Origin of the sequence: Conservatibacter flavescens, assembly GCF_002795425.1 — a bacterium.
GTDB classification, from domain to species: domain Bacteria; phylum Pseudomonadota; class Gammaproteobacteria; order Enterobacterales; family Pasteurellaceae; genus Conservatibacter; species Conservatibacter flavescens.
The window spans coordinates 118,432-135,950 of the sequence record NZ_PHHA01000021.1; the positions used below are offsets into that span (position 1 = coordinate 118,432).

A 17,519-nucleotide genomic window follows, 5' to 3' on the forward strand; every position below is an offset into this window, starting at 1 on the left:
AAAATAGTTTGTTTATGCAAGTGAATTTTGTATGATAGGAACATTAAGTTGCTACTTTGTAGCCCTTAAAAGTTGTAGAACACTTGAAATAGCAACGAGCTAGCCCGAAGTGGTAGCTGTGTTCATTAGCCGAAATAGCCTTAGCATTCTGAAAGAGGTTTCTGCTATCAAGCAGTGGATGTATCTTTATCTTAACTTTAAACCTGTTCAGGGAAAATTATCCCTGCGGGTAATTTCTCCTTGAATATTTTTTTAACTTCAATGGAGAACTCTATTATGAGCAATTCACTTCCTTTAGATCCTTTTGTCTCTAGTAAATCACAAAAAGAACAGCAACCTAAAAAATCATTATCCTATTTTCTAGGATTGGGGTTAGGTAAAGTTGTTGTATCAGCCCGGCATAAATTGTCAGGTGTTAGCCAAGCAATACATCATAGCATCGAAAATGATGTAGAAAGACGCTTAGCAGAGCAAGAGGAATTCCACGATATGTTGCATCAACAACAAGAAATCGCTTATTGTGAAGAAGTTGAGCGACTAAAACGTCGTCATTTAAAAATCACTATCGCAATGACCTTTATTGGTTTATTGATGGGAGCGATTTCAGCCACAATACTCTTTTGGTACTATTAATCAACCGGCTAACATTTAGTTAGATTTGCTATTTCCTTTGGGGAAACACTTTCCCTACAGGGAACATTGTGTTTCCCCGATATTTTGGGAGAAACACAATGAAAGTCAGTATTTTATTTTTAGCCGTCGGTGATTATATGTCGAAATATCAAAAAGTTGGTGATAATGCTCATCAGCTATTAGTTGATGAGATTAGTCATAAAGCTAAAGAAGTATGGAATACACGTCAACCTGGAGAGAATTCAGTAAGATTTTTGCAAAAAATGCCAGCAGAATATGGCTCGCATTTTCGTTTTTTAGAGGTAACTCAAAAAAATGAAAATACATTGTTAGTTTCCAGTGGGAGAAAACAATGAAAGCAAACTTCAAACGCTATCTGTATAATTTAAATACAGAGGTTCTCAAAGCTACGGCAGATGATTTCCGGAAAGTAGGAACATATGCACTTGGTCTATCCATAGCAGGCTGGATATTAGATAGTGATAGTATGGTTTCAACAGAAGCCTATTGGCTATTTACTTTTGGTTTGCTTATTTGGAACTTTGGGATATTATGTACCTATCTTGCAGATAAACTCAAACAATGGGAGAATTAATATGCATCCTATTATTATGATGTTTGGTGTCGTTGTTGCCTGTGCAGGTGTTTTTACAGGATTATTATTCTGGGCTAACTGGGATATTATTTCAGGTAAAAAACATCCCTCTTCAACAAATACCGATAATTAGCTAGCTTTTCACACTAATTTCAGGTAACTGAAATTTCACATTTACCCAATGGGAGAACTTTCTTCCATTGGGAGAGGTTTTCCCTATTTTTTTATGGAAAACCTCATTATGAACACTCAATCTACACCAAAATTTGATCTTTACCAAGATGTAACTAATCGCATTATCGAAGCTCTAGAGGCTGGTACTGCTCCTTGGCTTAAGCCTTGGAAAAACTCAAGCAGCTTCGGTTTAAATTTACCTAAAAATGCTGTGTCAAATCGCTTATATTCAGGCGTGAATATACTCCTACTTTGGTTATCTGCTGATAAAAACGGTTATAAGCAAAGTAAATGGATAACTGCTCGTGCAGCGAATGAGCTCGGTGGACACGTTCGCAAAGGTGAAAAAGCAACCCTAGTGGTTAGTTATCGCCCTACAGAGCGTGAAAAACTTGATGATAATGGCAATGTCATTATTGATGAGAATGGTAATCCTGAAATGGAGAAAATTGCTTTTCTCAATAAGCATTATGTTTTCAATATTGAACAATGCGAAAAATTGCCAGCGGAAATGTATGATTCTGTTCCAATTTCACCACCTGAAACTGAGGCAGAACAATATACAGAGTACAATGATATTCGTACCATTTTAAAAGGAATGGAATTAAACGTTAATATCAGACCATCAAATCGAGCATATTATTGCTCAAACAGCGATACCGTAACAATGCCTGAAAAAAAGCAATTCAATACAATGAATGATTTTTACAGCACTTTGTTACACGAAATCGTCCACGCAACAGGACACAAAAAACGTCTTGATCGTGTTGGCATATCATCTGGAAAAAGTCGGTTTGGTAATAAAATCTATGCTTTCGAGGAACTTATTGCGGAAATGGGGAGTGCATTTTTGTGTGCACATATCGGTTTTAACACCGTCCCGCAGAATGCAAGTTATATTGATAGCTGGATTAAAGTACTAAAAGAGGATAAAAGAGCAATTTTCAAAGCAGCAGGGAAAGCCCGTAATGCGTGTGATTATATGCTTGATACATTGAAAGTCGAAAGAGATTATCAGTGGTATTATCCAGATGAAGATGCAGCATAATTTACTTTGAGAGATAGCTTCGGCTATCTCTTTTCTATTACCCACAGGGGAACAGCTTCCTTGTGGGATTGTATGTTCCCCTTTTCACATTAAGGAATATACAAATGACAGAACACGAAACTGCATTTATCAAACAATTTGAACGCATTGCTCCGCATTACCGCCGTTCAGAAGTCTTTTACGACTTCATTACGATTTTTGCTCTTGAAATGTATCTTGGGCTATATCGAGATCAGGCTGATTCAAGATTAATGGAACGCTATTGGCACGCCATACGACGATATGATACGAAAGAGCGGCAAGCACTTTGCCAACTTTTTGCTTGTTTCGTTGGGGCTATGGAGAAGAAAAGCTATGATTTTCTTGGTACAGTTTTTATGGTCCTTAATCTTGGTGATGATTATAAAGGACAGTACTTTACCCCCGATCACGTCGCTCAACTGATGGCAAGTACACAAATCAGAGATTGCGATACGATTATTCAACAAACAGGCTTTATTACTATTAATGAACCTACTTGCGGTTCAGGTGTAATGCTAGTAGCGTGTGCGAATGCCTTACGTGCTAAAGGCCTCAACCCCCAACAACAAATGTGGGTACAGGCTCAAGATATTGATTTTACCGCTGCAATGATGTGCTACTTACAATTGAATTTGCTTGGCATTCCTGGTGAAATCATTATTGGTGATGCATTGACTGAAGATACGATTTACCACCTTTATACTTTTGGACATATTTTAGGCAATTGGGATAAGCGTTTAGCTTATCATACACCATAATTCACGACATGAAGAGATAGCTTCGGTTATCTCTTTTTTTATTTGGATAATGAACGAAAAAAGAGAATACATATACAAGCAAGAATATAAGTAGAAAGCTAAGCCAAAGAAAATTTGGGACAGTTAATTATTCTAAAATGTTAGAGAATTTTTAAGCAAGGAATAGGGAAAGGTTTAGTAAACTGGGACAAAATAATAATCTTCTATATAAAATGAAAGCACAGATTATGTGGGGAGTTTCCCTGATACTTTTTTCAGTATGCACCAATGCTCAAATTAAAGAAGGACAGATTTGCCATGCAGATGCCGAGTTATCACCATATAACTATGCGGGCTTATGGGAAAAATTTGAAGATGGGTGGATCTGTAATTATTGGCAATTTCTGAATAAAGATGATTATACTGAAGTTGAAATACAAACAGATACGAGTGAAAGCAATAAAAATGAAGCTGATAAGAGTGAAAAATTAATGCAAGAATACTTAGACTATACAGAAGACGAGGTCTTAATTATTTCTAATTAAGACCTCATAGTTTTATTAGCCGCTGCCTAATTATATCTTACTTGCTCATTATAAGCTGGCCAGATTAAGCACACTGCGGATCTCATCTATCTTTAACGACCGAGGAGACATTTACCCTGTCGATCAAGAGAATACCTTCTCTTAGATGAGAGCATTCTAAGAGAGCTCTAGTGAGTTGTCAAGTAAACTTTATTTTAAAGGGCTAAATAGAGTCAAAGCAGAAATTTTTTCAACTGTAGGGCAATATTTTCTTACCAAACTAGCAGCATGTCCGAAAGTTGCTCCTGATGATGAAATATCATCTACCAGTAGTATATGTTTTACATCTATTGGAATCGCAACATTATATCCTATGAAAATGGGGACATATTGTCGCAAGTTACTTTTGATATTTTTAATAGATAGTCCTTCATTACATTTTTGTAATGTTCCTAATGCTCCTAGCAATGATTGTTTATCAGATGGAGAAATTAAGGTATTTGATTTTACATATAATATAGCTTGACTTACCGAATTTTTCCTAAGGAAATTCTCTTTGATAGGGATATTAAATACATTATGGATAATTTCACCAAGACGTTTAGTTATACTATGTTTAGAGGGTATAAGTACAATACAATCAAATTGTTCAGAGAAAGTGTGGTTGAGAATTAATTTCTTAGCATAAGCGTATAGTTTTTCCACTATTTCGTCTTGTACAAAGAGATTATCTTCTCCTTTCATCGCATAGATCATTGGACAATTATCTCCTATAGGGCGTATCTTACCACGCCGAATAGTGTGTCGTTTTATTATTGAATACAACTGGATTTCTTCATTCGGATTAAATTTTAATAACTTAGTCGATATTTTCTGTTTATCAATGGGTAATTCTTGATAAATTATTTCATTTTCGTCATTTACAGAGAAGTTCATTGCAAGTTAAATAAATTGTTATTATGGGTTATATCAATTGGTAGTAGATTATACAGCCTTTGTGTGGCTAAATAAAAATTTTAAAAAGGCAAAAGGAATAAGGGTAATCCCTGACGGGATTTAAGGGTAACCTTTCCAAGGGGAAAGGTCTTACCCTAAAAGGCCAAAGGGCGAAAGGGCTTTACTTTCTTCCATACTTAATAGGATATGTAATGTTTAAATCACTGACAAAACTCTTTAAATCAAAGTCAACCACACATCAAAACATCACTGTAGAAAATCCATTACCCAGACAAGACATAGATGGCTGGATTATGCCTTATTCTGCTGTAGAATTACTTGACACTGAATTACGTCAACGATACTTAGCCTTACTTTGGCAACAAGTATCAATGACAAGAGAGATGTTTAACAATTTGTATCAAAAGCCACTTGAACGATATGCAGAAATGGTTCAACTTCTACCCGCTTCTGAATCACATCACCACTCTCATCTAGGCGGAATGCTTGATCACGGTTTAGAGGTGATTTCATTTGCTGCAAAATTACGTCAGAATTATGTATTACCTTTGAATGCGGTTCCGGAAGAACAAGCTAAACAGAAAGATGCGTGGACAGCCGCCGTTATTTATCTGGCTTTAGTACATGATATTGGTAAAACCATTGTTGATATTGAGATACAGCTCAAAAATGGAAAACGCTGGTTTGCTTGGAATGGTGTACCCACCGAACCCTATAAATTTAAATATATAAAACAACGTGATTATGAGCTTCACCCAGTACTAGGTAGTTTTATTGCGAATTATTTAATTCCTAAAGAAGCCTTTGATTGGTTAGCTACCTATCCTGAAGCATTTTCGTCATTGATGTATGCAATGGCAGGACATTATGATAAAGCAGGTGCTTTATCAGAAATTATTCAAAAAGCAGATCAAAATAGTGTTGCATTAGCTTTAGGTGGAGACATTACTAAATTAGTACAGGCACCAGTTATTTCTTTTGCAAAACAATTAGTGTTAGCAATCCGTCATGTAGTAACACAGAAACTTAAAATTAGTGAGAAAGGTCCTGGAGATGGTTGGTTAACAGAACACGGGTTATGGGTAATGAGTAAAACTGTAGCAGATCAGACCCGTGCTTATTTAATGGGGCAAGGAATTAGTGTACCAGCCGACAATCGAAAATTATTTGATGAAATGCAGGCTCATAATATTATTGAAAGCACTGCAGATGATACTGCAATTTGGTATTGCCTGCTGAAAGCAGATAATGGTTGGAAACCCAAAGATAAGTTTAGCTTGTTACGAATTAAGCCTGAAATTATTTGGGAAAATATTGATGATCGCCCTCTGTTATTTGCTGGTAGCATTAATGTTATAGAGTCAGAGAAAGAGAATATTGACGAGACGGATTCAGAAAGTATTATTACCAAGATAAATGCTAATGTAGATCTGGAGCAGCTTTCTGAACATAAGGAAGAAGTGTATCAAAAAACTGAGGCAGAAATACATAATCGCGATAACGAAAGTGTTGATTTTCTACTGAATATGTTTAGCCAAGATAGTATTGGTACTGCAGAAAAAACGAATGAAGTTGTTAAAGCTGAGGCAGAAATCAAAACTCTAAAACCTGAAACAATTTCAAATTTAGTAGCACAATCAGTAGCCCAAGATACGATCAATGATACTACTCAATCTACTCATATTTCTAAGGTAAGTTCATCATCGGTTCAAAGGGGATGGCAATTTGTAGATTGGCTAAAGAATAAACTTCTAAATGATAAATTAACGTTCAATGACAGAACCGCTAAAGTTCATATTGTTGATAATTGCTTATTTATTGTAAGTCCAAGCTCATTTGAGATGTATTTACAAGAGAAAGGATTAACCTATGATGAGGAAAGTGTCAATAATTTACAATATGAGTTTCAAGAGCTTGGTTTGCATAAGAAACGAATAATTGGAGATGATAGTACCAACTTTTGGCGTTGCAAAGTTATTGGTCCCAGAAAAGACTCGTTCTTAGTAGGTTATCTAGTACCAGATACAAAATTGTTTTTTGGTGAAAAACTTTTAATAAACAATCGACATTTATTACTGGAGGAATAAAGTATGAAAAGTACTAACACTACATTTGCGGTATTATGTAGCAGTTGCACAAAGACCGTTTAACTCAATTCTACTACAATCCTTGTGAGTATTTTCACATCACAAGGATTTTTTATTTATGGCAAGAATCAATGGCGAAACCATTATTCAACAGAAGATTACGGAGCTTAATCATCAAATCATACACTTTGAAGAATGTGTTAAGCAGGCTAAAGAACAACAGATAATCTTACGTAAGGCTTTAGTTGCATTACGGGCAGAACCATTTTCAACCCCAATGAAGCAAGTAATAAAACGGGAAAAGGTACCGAATCGCCCAGTAGATATTTCGCCCTACTCACGCCGTTCCAGTGAATTTATTGCCAAAGTCTTTAAACGTTACCCTAATCAATGGATGTCTGCAAATGAGATGATGTGGAAGGCATTTGAAATTGAAGGGAAAACAGAGCATAAATCTTACCATCATTCGATTGTAACTGCATTTTCACACGCACTAAGACGATTGAAAGAGAAAGGGATTGTTGAACGGCAGGAATTGCGAGAAAAGCCGTCGGTTAAGGTGATTCAGTGGCGGTTGAAAGAGATTGGTATGTAAAAAAATAGCGGTGTTTGCCGCTATTTTTGTTTCCACTTCCATTGAATAATCTTGTGTTTTTTCACGACAATACGCTCTACAATACCTTTATTAACTAAGCGGGTCATGGCATTACCAATATTATTTAGATGATATTTAGATACAGGGGTATTAGGTTGTTTATCTATAATAAGTACCGCTTCGGCAAGTTCTAAAACTCGCCAATAACGTTCAGGTTCAGATTTCATTACTCGTTGAATAAGTTGCGTGATTTTCCCATTAAATTGTTTGCGATACACACGATATTGGTAGTGTTCTGTATCGTATTGTTGAATATCGTTAGGTTTTACATCCATTGCAACTAAAGCCTGTTGCAATAAAAGAATACGGCGTTCAACTAAATCAAGGTGAGCCAAAACTTGTTCTTTTTCTCGCTCAAACTGCGCAATTTTCTGCTTAATTTGCGTTTTATAAATTGAATCAGCCATTACATTACCAACCTTTCTACTTGTCTATGATGCCCTTGCCAGTAGCCTTTCCAGTCATTATCAGAAGATGTCGTTAAACATTTTTCAATAACGTCTTTAAATAGGGAAAGGTTATCAACACGGCGGTTATCTTCCCGATAGGCAATTTCATTGGCGTAATTATCTAAATAGACGTTTGCCATTTTATGAACCTGTCCATAATACATACGTTTAAAACGTGCAAAGTAGCTTTCAGCAAGGTTATTTGTAATACCTTCATCACTGCGATACTCTTTTTGATGATTTATTCGCCTTAAATCATAGGAAACAAGGAGTTCATCATAAGCACTATTTTCATCTGCGTGAATGCGGCTATTGGGTTGAATATACGTCTCTGCAAGTTTATTTACCGTTATCGTGTTTTCAGATAAAATGGGGAAGGTAAATGTTTTCTTTGCACCTACTAAATCTAGGTTTTGAGTGGTTTCTTCTGCTGAATAACGTTCACGCATCACTAATACCGCTCGTTTATTTGGATTAGCATGCTCTTTACGTCGTCTATCTACTCGGTCAGCTTTTTTGTTCTTAGGACGAGGGGCTGAATGCACATAAGTGCCGTCAATATGGACTTCACCAGATAACGGAAAAAGCTCACGTTGAATGATTAGGCTTTCACGAATTTTATGGGCTAACACATAAGCGGTTTTATATTGTACGCATAAATCCCTTGAAAGTTGGCAGGCGGAAATTCCTTTTACCGCATTCACAAATAAAGCTATAGCGAATAAGTAGGTTTGAATTGATAGCTTATGGTTCGCAAAAATCGTACCTGACGTAATGCTAAAGGTATGCTTACAATGTTTGCACCGCCACTGCTTGCGAGTAGAGATGAAATAGGCTTGATGTTTAATGCCGCAACGAGGACAAATTTGTTCGGTTGTGCTACCCCAACGTGCTTCCATAAGCCAAGCGTGAGCTTCGCTATCAGATAGACGAGCTATCTTGATAGGCGAAAGCGAGCGAGCTTTGGCGGAAAGGAGGAAGTGTTGGGCCATGATGGAATTAACTTTGTGTTCTGCTAAAATAGACTCAAGTGGGTAACTTGATTATGTGTATAATACCCTTATGAGTTCTTTTTGTCAATACAGGAGTGTTCAAGTGAACATAAATCAAAGATTAAAAGAGGCTATTAATTCACAAAACATGACAATTAAAGCATTTTCAGAATTAGTAGATATTCCTTATCGATCTTTACAAAATTATTTAAGAGAAGAAAGAGATCCAAATGTAGATGCGTTAAGCAAAATTTGTGGAAAAGCTAATGTAAACTTAAACTGGTTATTGACTGGTAAAGGAGATATGTTTGTTTCTAAAATCGAAAATGCAGCTTTAACATCTTATGAAGTCGATTTAATAGAAAATTTTAGAAAATGTGATGATAAAAGCCAAGCAGCAATTATGTCTGCTTTAGCTATTCTTTCTAAAGAATAATCTAACGGTTGCTCTGCACACAACAAAATTCATTTAGTTCGAGGGATAGATTATTGAAAACATCAGACCAATCCCCGAACTTGGTTTGCCGAAATAGTTTCATAGATGAATACCATATACTATCATCTCTATTAAGTAGCCATCTAAAATCTGCATGGTAGCCTAGCAATAACCACGTTTTCTTACCTAATGCACCAGCTAAATGGGCTGCTGACGTATCTACTGTAATCACTAAATCCATTTGCTCAATCAGACCTGCCGTATCTGCAAAGCTATTTAAAGGGAAGTGATGTAGGTTTTCAAATTGAGAAAAAAGACCTTGTTCATATTCGGGAATAACTGGCTGTAAGCAAAAGAATTCTGCATTCTTATTAAATAAATGTGAAATATCATTTAATTGTAAGTTTCTATGATGTGGGATATTTTCCCGAGAAGAAGTCCAGCAAATACCTACCTTTACCTTATCCTTAAAATGGTTTTGAAAATAACTTTGCCATTTCCTTTTATTTTCTAAGGGAGCTGTTAAATAGTGATTAAAAAAAGGAATATTATTTGGTATTGTTTCAAATAATGCAGGAGCACTCATCAATGAAAAAATATAGCTAACATTTTCAACTTTTTGATGTTGGTCTATGATATGAATGTTAGGATAGCTTGCTTTAAAAAGCTCAACTAACACTGCATCACATTGTAAAACAATGTGATCTACATTTTTATAACGTTCAACTATCATTGGTATATAACGAGCAAAGTGTATTGCATCGCCAAATCCCTGTTCAGTAAAAATTAATAGTTTTCCGCTACCACCAAAAGTTTCGCCTTTCCAATAAGGCATATTTCTTAGTGAAGAAGGAGTAATTTCGGGAAAAACATTTCTACGCTGCTCAAAAAGTTCCCAGCCCTCTTTATAGTTCCCATTACGCAAAAGAATTAATGATTTTGATAGCAGTGAATGGGAGAAATTGGGTTTAATAGATAGTGATGTTTCTAAATCTTTCATCGCTTTATCATAGTAGCCGAATTGATGGTAAAGTTCAGATCGATTATGATAACCACCATAATTTTGAGGATCTTGTTCTAAATAATCAGTATAAGATCGAATAGCTTGATGAAATAAATTTATGTTACCACTATTCTTGGCAGCTAATTGCTGTGCATAACATACTTTTCTAAACATTGGTAAATGTGAAGGGATAATTTTATGGCCTTTTCAAAAGCAAATGACGCTAAATCCATTTTGCCTAATCGTTCTAATGCTACTCCATGAATATAATAAGCATAGCCATAATCAGGATCCATTTGTAACACACCTTCAATCAAATAAAGTGATGTATCAATATTTGTGTAGATCATTGCTGTTGCTATTTGGGTAATAATTTCTACATCATCTAAATTTTTACTCCAAATAGGCATCAATAAGTCAATAGCTTCTTGATATTTTTCTTGAGAAATTAATCGGTTAGATTCTTCCCACAATGAATCAAGCATAAAAAATCTCCCACATTATCTTGAGGGAGATTTTAACATATTTGGGGTTATTCTACCATGTATTCAACTACCAAGAATACCCTACACTCGCACCATAAGTAATATCTTTTTTACCACTTACATTGGTTGATACACTCGTTTTTAATACCAGTTTACCGTTATCAGATGCTCGTGAATAACCGACTGCAAGAGCTTGATTATTACGATAGCCACCTACCGCAGCTGCTATCATGGAACGCCCTGAAGCGATAACTTGTGGAAGATTAGACATTGCAGCATTAGAAGCAACCGCTCTGCCGTATTTCTTATCCACTTTATCAATTTTGTTATTAACTGCACCGATATGCTGATTAACAACATTGTTGGCTATTGCTTTCACATCACCGATATTTGCTCCGTGATTATCGGCAGGGTTTTCGTAACGCTGTCCTGTTAAACCGCTAGGTAAGTGTTGAATACCACGCTCATTGATTTTAACACCGCCTATATCCGCTGAATCAATGTCAATATCACGATTTAGTGTGATACGGATACCCTCACTATTGGCAGTAGTGGTGATATTACGGTCGCCATTCACTTGAATGGTCGAGCCTAATAGCTTATTGCCTGTTGACCCTTTATCACCATTAAAGGTAAAGCCTTTGGTTATCATGGTTTCATAGGCTGTTTGTCCTTGATTGATTTTCGCTGTCGTAGGTTCATCTAAACCAACAACATAATCCGTTGAACCATCTGTTGGCTCGGTAACAAGGATGCCGTCTTTGCCTGCCATTGTGGTTTTCTTAGCAGATACCGTGTAGGTATTTGTGCCTTCGTCATAGCCTACTTCGACACGTTCACCCGCTTTAATGGTAGAAGCATCAACCGTAAAAGTATTGTTAGCTGCATTGTAAGTAACTTTGGCATTTTTGCCACCTTTTACTTCCGCACCATTTACAATATAAGCATTAGCTTCTTTATCAAATGAGGTGGTTGTATAGTTTCCTGCTTTTACGTCTGCGGCATCAACAAGGTAAGTGTTATCTTCACTGTTATAAGTAACATTTACATTACCTTTTTCGCCTTGTTTAATGCCTGCGCTACTCACCGTAAAACTATTGGTTTGGTTATCGTAAGTAACTTGTGTATTATTACCTGCTTTAACTTCTGCTCCTGATACTTTTACCACGTTATTAATAGTATCTAACATTGTGCGGACATAGTTACCCGCTTCAACATTTGGGTTTACCTTTAGATTACTTAAATCAATTGAACCTAAATCTGCACTGACAGTATAAGTATTGGTGCCTTGATTATAATCAACCTTAGCATTACTTCCTGCGGTAACTTTCGGCATATCCACATTTGCACTTACGGTATAAGTATTGCTTGTGGCGTCAAATTCAACAGAAGTATTATTACCCGCAACCACATTTGGTTGCTCTACATCAATATTTGCATTAACCGTATAAGTGTTGCTTGCAGTATCATAATCAACTGTTGTATTTATCCCACCTTGAATAGTTGCACCATTAACGACTACTTTATCACCAGTATTGTTAATACGGATACTATTTCCTGCTTCTATCACTTGGTTAACTGATTTACTAATATCATCTAAATCAATTACGGATAAATCATTCAATACTTGAGCAACGGCATAAAGCTGTGAACCATTGATGGCATCAGTTGAGCTTGCAGAAACACGGCCTGCTGCTACATTGGTGATTGTGCGTTCCGCACCTTCTGCACCAACGGAGACTGTGCCGACAGGTGTTTTACCTGCAAATTCATGCACCTTATTCTGAATAGTCATGCTTGGTGTACCAACAGGCTCGGAGAGTGTCGTTTGATTACCTAATGCCACAGAATTAGCTACATCAGCGGTAATATTGTTTCCTAATACAACGGTATTGGTTGCATTTTCAGTTACAATAGTATTGTTTCCATACACTAACGATTGATTGGCTGATACAAGATTATTTGAACCCGACACAACTGAACCATTGGCTGTTACCGCATTGTTATCACCAAAGACGTGCGTATTATGACCCGTTACAAGATTATCTCGACCAATAGCAGTAGAGCTATCGCCTGTTACAACAGTATTATGCCCAATTGCAATAGCAGCATGACCACTGGCAAAAGATTCCGCACCAACTGCAATAGAATTTTCTCCACGTTCAGTTAATGATGGCTTAATAGCTTCGATTAATTCAATCACATTACGAATTTTATCTTCTGTGCCAGAGATTGCTTTGTCCGCTTCATTTAACCCATTTTCCGCTTCTGTACGAGTAGGGTTGTCAGAAGGTACTGGAGGCATTTGAGAGTCAATTTCTGCGATTTTTCCTGCAATTTTCTCAATTTGGCTGATGTATTCATCTGTACGGTTGTAGCCAATAAAACCTGATTCCATCTCTTTCAAATAATTTAAGAATGATTCTCTTGATGTAGTTAAGAAATTCTTAAAGTTATCACCCAAACCTAAACCACTCGCACTATTAAGATAAGCATTTGTTGAGTCTCTTGTATAAGTTGTTAAATCATTCAAATATTGAGTATGTTCAGCACCTCGATATTCATTAAGCAATTCTAAGAATGATGCTTGCTTGGTTTGTAAATCACTTCCAGTGGCTGTTTGTATTTCTTCATAGAGGGAGACTAAATCATAGATTTTTTTCCATTCATTGTAATAAGGTGTTAGAGATTCTTTCGCTTTCAAAGCAGAATTTACGACCAAATTATCTTGAGAATAGTTTGTGTCAATATTTTCATATAAATTGATATACTTTTCAGCTAATTTTTTATACGAAGAATAATCTTGAGAGCGTTCATTTGTTAATGGGTTTTCAACAGTATTTAAATCAAATACCATTTTCTGCACGCTTACCTGTGTCCCATCTAATAATGGTAATCTTACATCAAACAAACTATTTCCATACCAAGAGTTAACCCCTCTTGTTTGAATTATATACTCTTGAAATTTACCAGAACCACTCTTAATTGTTGTATCAATAGCATTAAAATATTTACTATAATCTTTATTTTTAATATTATTTTTTACATAAGATATTTCATTAATTGTCATATCCGACAACTCTCTGATCCCCTTATCAAAAAAGCTTAAATAATCATTAGTCAAAACATTATCAACAAAAGATTCAATGCCAAGCCTTGTAAGATAATAATTATTTGTGTAGTCATTCAGTGTACTTTTATCTAAATAATAATCTTTGACACTCACAATATTTGCTTTTCTACTTGCAGTGTCTAATGGACTTCTTATCTTATCATTAAATGCACTAACATTTGACACCAGTCTTGTTTCAGCATTCACATACCCATGAATGTACTCATTATATTTATCATCACTGATTTGACTTGCAATCGTAGGTGCAAAACTTTCCGTTTTTGCTTTTAATTGCTCACGCATCGCACTCAAGCCTGTATCGGTAGGCGCGAACTTAGTCCAATCTAGTGAGCTTAATACCGTGTAGTAGTTCACAAACTCATTGACAGCACTGCCATTAACGCCCGTGTCTGCAATCAATTTATCTTTTTGAGCTTGCAACTCTTGGCGTTTTTGAGCATCGGTGGCATTTTTGGAAATTTGGCGGTCAATAGCTGCTAATTCGTCCTGAAAGCGTTTTTTATCTTCTTGAGCTTTCGCTAATTGTGCATTTAACTCGGTAAGTTGATTGGTGAGCTTTTCTTTTTCAGCTAATTTGGCTAGCTCTTGGGCTTGAAGCTGTTTAAAGGCTTCAGGAGTAAAGTTGTCGCCCGTTGCAATAGCACTTTTGCCGTTAGCAATACCATTGATGGCGGTAGATACTGATGATTGACCGATTGCAACTGAATCTGTGCCTATGGCTTCACCAAAGGTGTTAGATGCTGCAAGGGTTGTGTGTGAAATAGTTGATAGAGCGGCTGATATAGCTATATTTAAAAATTTTCTTCTAAGAATCATTTGTTTATCCTCTAAGAATTAATGATACGCAGTAAGGATAAATTCCTTCACCGCAACCTATTTAACTAAGGATAAACTGAAAATTTACTTAAATATTTTCACATGATATATATTGACAAACTACAAGTCAATACATAGAATAAGAATAGTGCATTACATTTTATAACTAAGATAAACGAGAAATTCTCGTTTACTTAAATATTAAAAAAAAAAGCAAGGGATGTAAACATCTTTTGCTTTTTTTTGTTTTAGCTACTATCCTCACAAAAACCTATCTTTTACTAGATGTCAGAGTATGAGTTAATTCTGATGTTATGTCGCTTTCATAGTTAGAAGTCTATCTCTTATCCCTCATTCACTATTCAAGCCTTTCACTTGAATAAACTAACGAGATTCTAAAAATCTAGAAAGAATCTACCCACTTTACATAAAATACAGATATAAGTGTTATCGTATTAAACCTTCATGTTAACGTGTGCTAATTATCAAAATATTACTTAGCCATGTTTAAAGTATAAGCAATCAAACTTAACTCACATTAGTAATGCTACATTTCTCTCTTTTAAAAACAATTAGTTACACAATTATGTAAATGTGTGTAAATTAACTTGACAAGTATAGCTATTGACAAACTTTTTTGAAAGTGGCATATTGTCAACACGAATTAAGTCCCTTCATTAGAATTTTTACTTTTTAAACTGTAAAAGGTTTAAAAAAATTCAGAGTTCTAATGAAGGGATTTTTGTTTTTATGGCACAGCATTTTCTGTTATCAGCAAAAGCTCGCCACTTGTCACTTGAACAAGTGGTTGGGCTATCTGATTCAGCAATACTGGCTTTACTCAAAAATGCTCGTTGGTTTTCAGATGACGAACAAGTTTGCCCTCGTTGCCATACTCGCCATTGCGCTTACTTCATTAAAACTCGCCAACAATGGCAATGTAAACATTGCCAATATCGCTTTTCGATAACCACAGGCACAATCTTTCAACATCATAAATTATCGTTGCGACAAATCCTTACTGCCATTTTGCTGTTTACAACAGAAAGTAAGGGATTATCCGCTATTTCACTTTCTCATAAGTTAAATGTGCAATATAAAACGGCTTGGGTACTACTGCATAAATTCCGAGAAGGTTTAGATAAATCCAAAGATTTAACACCGCTCAACGGTGAAGTACATATTGATGGGGCTTATACCAATTACTACATCCGCCCTAAAAACTTCCGCCACAAGCGGATAGATAGACGGAAGAAACGTTATCAGCGTGAAGATAAGTCTTGTGTATTGGTATTTCGTCAACGAGCCACCAATCAAGCGATAATGAAAGGGGCTGACCGTACTATCGTTGCTTTGGTAAAAGAAGAAAATACGCAAGATATACTCGACTTAACACAACACGTGGTCAAACCAAACAGTACGATTTATGCTGATGAAAATCCTGCGTATGACAGCCTAACATTCCATTATGACCTATGGCGTGTCAATCATTCACAGGAATACTGTTCAATAGAGGGTATCACCAATAACCTTGCGGAATCCTTTTTTGCCAGACTAAGACGAGCGATTACAGGCATTTACCATAAGATGAAAAATAAATATCTGATGTACTACGCTAATGAAATGGCTTGGCGTGAAGATAACAGACGAAAAAGCGTAAAAGAGAAATTTGAGCAACTACTAAACTGTTGCTTAAATACCTTGCCCTCACGAGATTTTACGGGATATTGGCAAGGTAACAAGAAAGGTGAAGCTGTATTTGGTTTGGCAAGCCTGACAGACACTATTTAAATAAAATCTGAAATAAAACATCTATTTCACTTCAATATAAAGAGGAACACCCAATGATACAATCTATCCTTAATGCCGATTTAAGCAAAATGTCTTATGAGCAATTTCAAGTATTTATGCGAGGACTTGCCCAACTTTATTCAGACGTAAATAGCAATGGCAATTATATGTCCCTGTTCAAGGATTTAAACACGCTCGCCAAACATGTTGAACGCCTACCGCAAGACTTTTTTACCTTTTATGGTGCGTATGAAATAGCAGATAATCAAGTGGTCGTGGCAGTTTTTAGAATAAACCTTGATGCACCTATGCATAATGATACCGCCCCCAATATGACGATTGTTGAGGTCAGCTTTGCAGAAGATGAACGTAACTTACAATGCCCTACTCGAGTAAGAGAATATCTTACACAAACAGACTATGTCGCCCAAGCTGAAAAAGCCTATCCGCAAATTATGGAAGATTTGTTGTGGGAAAAAGAACGAGAAAAAAGAGTAGCTAAACTTAATTTAAGTGAAGAAGATAAAAGATTGCTTTTTGAGGACGCAATAGAATTGTAAAATTGTTAATACAGATGAATGAAAAACACCTTTAGTTTATATAAGCTAAAGGTGTTTTTTATCGCTAAATGGTTGATTTTTGGGTTTGTGCAACTGCTACATAATACCGATTTTTTGCGGGTCGATTTTTTCTTTAAACACTAAATCAAATTCCTCAAAATCACTGTCTAAAAAATCCGTCGCCTATCCATAACTATCTACAAAAATTCCCCAATATACCTTGTTTTGGCGTTTCATTTGGTCATAAAATACGTAGGGGTTAATTGCATAAATTAATTCTGATACCGCTCGACTTGCTCCATAAGGTAAATCGGGAATCGCATCGCCTATCACATCATTTCTCACTTCCTCCGCACAAGTATTATTAAAAATTACATTATAATATTTACTACCGGATATAATCTCTGCTCTGTTTTTTTCAGC

Annotated in this window: 19 protein-coding genes; 12 read left to right on the forward strand and 7 right to left on the reverse strand. The window is 35.9% G+C overall.

All coding sequences use genetic code 11. From position 1 onward, the window contains the following. Window positions 1-276: 276 nt before the first annotated feature. The 7 genes from CVP05_RS09805 to CVP05_RS09830 all read left to right on the forward strand — a co-directional run bounded on the left by CVP05_RS09805 (window position 277) and on the right by CVP05_RS09830 (window position 3,753). Window positions 277-633 carry a hypothetical protein gene (locus CVP05_RS09805; RefSeq protein WP_100289393.1) on the forward strand — a complete coding sequence of 119 codons (357 nt, stop codon included), beginning with the start codon at window positions 277-279 and terminating at the stop codon, window positions 631-633. Window positions 634-731: 98 nt separating this feature from the next. After that, a complete protein-coding gene (locus CVP05_RS09810) occupies window positions 732-989 on the forward strand; it encodes a hemophilus-specific protein (protein WP_243389227.1) in 258 nt (85 codons plus the stop codon). Next, the gene (locus tag CVP05_RS09815; RefSeq protein WP_100289394.1) at window positions 986-1,228 is read left to right on the forward strand and encodes a hypothetical protein; all 243 of its coding nucleotides are present in this window, start codon (window positions 986-988) and stop codon (window positions 1,226-1,228) included. The genes CVP05_RS09810 and CVP05_RS09815 overlap by 4 nt, the downstream gene beginning before the upstream one ends. 1 nt (window position 1,229) lies before the next feature. Further along, window positions 1,230-1,361 (forward strand): hypothetical protein, encoded by a 132-nt coding sequence (locus CVP05_RS12845; protein ID WP_279324788.1) that lies wholly within the window; start codon window positions 1,230-1,232, stop codon window positions 1,359-1,361. A 108-nt stretch (window positions 1,362-1,469) separates the two neighbouring features. After that, entirely contained in the window at window positions 1,470-2,450 is a 981-nt protein-coding gene (locus CVP05_RS09820) for an ArdC family protein (RefSeq protein ID WP_100289395.1), read from the forward strand. 104 nt (window positions 2,451-2,554) lie between these two features. Further along, complete coding sequence (locus tag CVP05_RS09825) at window positions 2,555-3,229, forward strand: N-6 DNA methylase (protein ID WP_100289396.1); 675 nt, start codon at window positions 2,555-2,557, stop codon at window positions 3,227-3,229. 227 nt (window positions 3,230-3,456) lie between these two features. Continuing rightward, window positions 3,457-3,753 carry a hypothetical protein gene (locus tag CVP05_RS09830; protein ID WP_100289397.1) on the forward strand — a complete coding sequence of 99 codons (297 nt, stop codon included), beginning with the start codon at window positions 3,457-3,459 and terminating at the stop codon, window positions 3,751-3,753. Between the two features lie 189 nt (window positions 3,754-3,942). On the opposite strand, the gene CVP05_RS09835 is transcribed toward CVP05_RS09830, so the two are convergent. Then, window positions 3,943-4,488 carry a phosphoribosyltransferase gene (locus CVP05_RS09835; RefSeq protein ID WP_243389228.1) on the reverse strand — a complete coding sequence of 182 codons (546 nt, stop codon included), beginning with the start codon at window positions 4,486-4,488 and terminating at the stop codon, window positions 3,943-3,945. 392 nt (window positions 4,489-4,880) lie between these two features. On the opposite strand from CVP05_RS09835, the gene mobH reads away from it, so the two are divergent. Beyond that, window positions 4,881-6,776, forward strand: coding sequence for a MobH family relaxase (mobH, locus tag CVP05_RS09840; protein WP_100289399.1), 1,896 nt, complete (start codon window positions 4,881-4,883; stop codon window positions 6,774-6,776). 118 nt (window positions 6,777-6,894) lie between these two features. Further along, the gene (locus CVP05_RS12795; protein WP_243389229.1) at window positions 6,895-7,371 is read left to right on the forward strand and encodes a hypothetical protein; all 477 of its coding nucleotides are present in this window, start codon (window positions 6,895-6,897) and stop codon (window positions 7,369-7,371) included. A gap of 20 nt (window positions 7,372-7,391) precedes the next feature. On the opposite strand, the gene CVP05_RS09850 is transcribed toward CVP05_RS12795, so the two are convergent. Both CVP05_RS09850 and CVP05_RS09855 read right to left on the reverse strand, forming a co-directional pair. Continuing rightward, window positions 7,392-7,838 (reverse strand): hypothetical protein, encoded by a 447-nt coding sequence (locus CVP05_RS09850; protein WP_100289400.1) that lies wholly within the window; start codon window positions 7,836-7,838, stop codon window positions 7,392-7,394. Beyond that, on the reverse strand, window positions 7,838-8,872 hold the full coding sequence (locus tag CVP05_RS09855) for an IS1595 family transposase (RefSeq protein ID WP_100289401.1): 1,035 nt from the start codon (window positions 8,870-8,872) through the stop codon (window positions 7,838-7,840). Before CVP05_RS09855 ends, CVP05_RS09850 begins: the two co-directional genes overlap by 1 nt. A 103-nt stretch (window positions 8,873-8,975) precedes the next feature. Here CVP05_RS09855 and CVP05_RS09860 point away from each other — a divergent pair, with 103 nt between their 5' ends. After that, complete coding sequence (locus CVP05_RS09860) at window positions 8,976-9,308, forward strand: helix-turn-helix domain-containing protein (protein ID WP_165773150.1); 333 nt, start codon at window positions 8,976-8,978, stop codon at window positions 9,306-9,308. Between the two features lies 1 nt (window position 9,309). Here the strand turns inward: CVP05_RS09860 and CVP05_RS09865 are convergent, their stop codons facing one another. From CVP05_RS09865 to CVP05_RS09875, 3 genes are all read right to left on the reverse strand, one after another. Then, window positions 9,310-10,485, reverse strand: a complete 1,176-nt coding sequence (locus CVP05_RS09865; RefSeq protein WP_100289403.1) for a tetratricopeptide repeat-containing glycosyltransferase family protein — start codon at window positions 10,483-10,485, stop codon at window positions 9,310-9,312. Beyond that, window positions 10,452-10,796: a tetratricopeptide repeat protein gene (locus CVP05_RS09870; RefSeq protein ID WP_100289404.1), complete on the reverse strand. Its 345-nt coding sequence runs from the start codon at window positions 10,794-10,796 to the stop codon at window positions 10,452-10,454. Before CVP05_RS09870 ends, CVP05_RS09865 begins: the two co-directional genes overlap by 34 nt. 67 nt (window positions 10,797-10,863) lie before the next feature. Continuing rightward, the gene (locus CVP05_RS09875) at window positions 10,864-14,745 is read right to left on the reverse strand and encodes a YadA-like family protein (RefSeq protein ID WP_100289405.1); all 3,882 of its coding nucleotides are present in this window, start codon (window positions 14,743-14,745) and stop codon (window positions 10,864-10,866) included. Between the two features lie 750 nt (window positions 14,746-15,495). Between CVP05_RS09875 and CVP05_RS09880 the strand changes: the two genes are divergently transcribed. Together CVP05_RS09880 and CVP05_RS09885 are read left to right on the forward strand one after the other, a co-directional pair. Continuing rightward, window positions 15,496-16,536 carry an IS1595 family transposase gene (locus tag CVP05_RS09880; protein WP_100289406.1) on the forward strand — a complete coding sequence of 347 codons (1,041 nt, stop codon included), beginning with the start codon at window positions 15,496-15,498 and terminating at the stop codon, window positions 16,534-16,536. Between the two features lie 53 nt (window positions 16,537-16,589). Next, complete coding sequence (locus CVP05_RS09885; protein ID WP_100289407.1) at window positions 16,590-17,096, forward strand: hypothetical protein; 507 nt, start codon at window positions 16,590-16,592, stop codon at window positions 17,094-17,096. 183 nt (window positions 17,097-17,279) lie between these two features. Here CVP05_RS09885 and CVP05_RS12655 read toward each other — a convergent pair. Next, window positions 17,280-17,519, reverse strand: a 240-nt coding sequence (locus CVP05_RS12655; RefSeq protein WP_207761366.1) for a hypothetical protein, incomplete at its 5' end; no start/stop codon positions are given.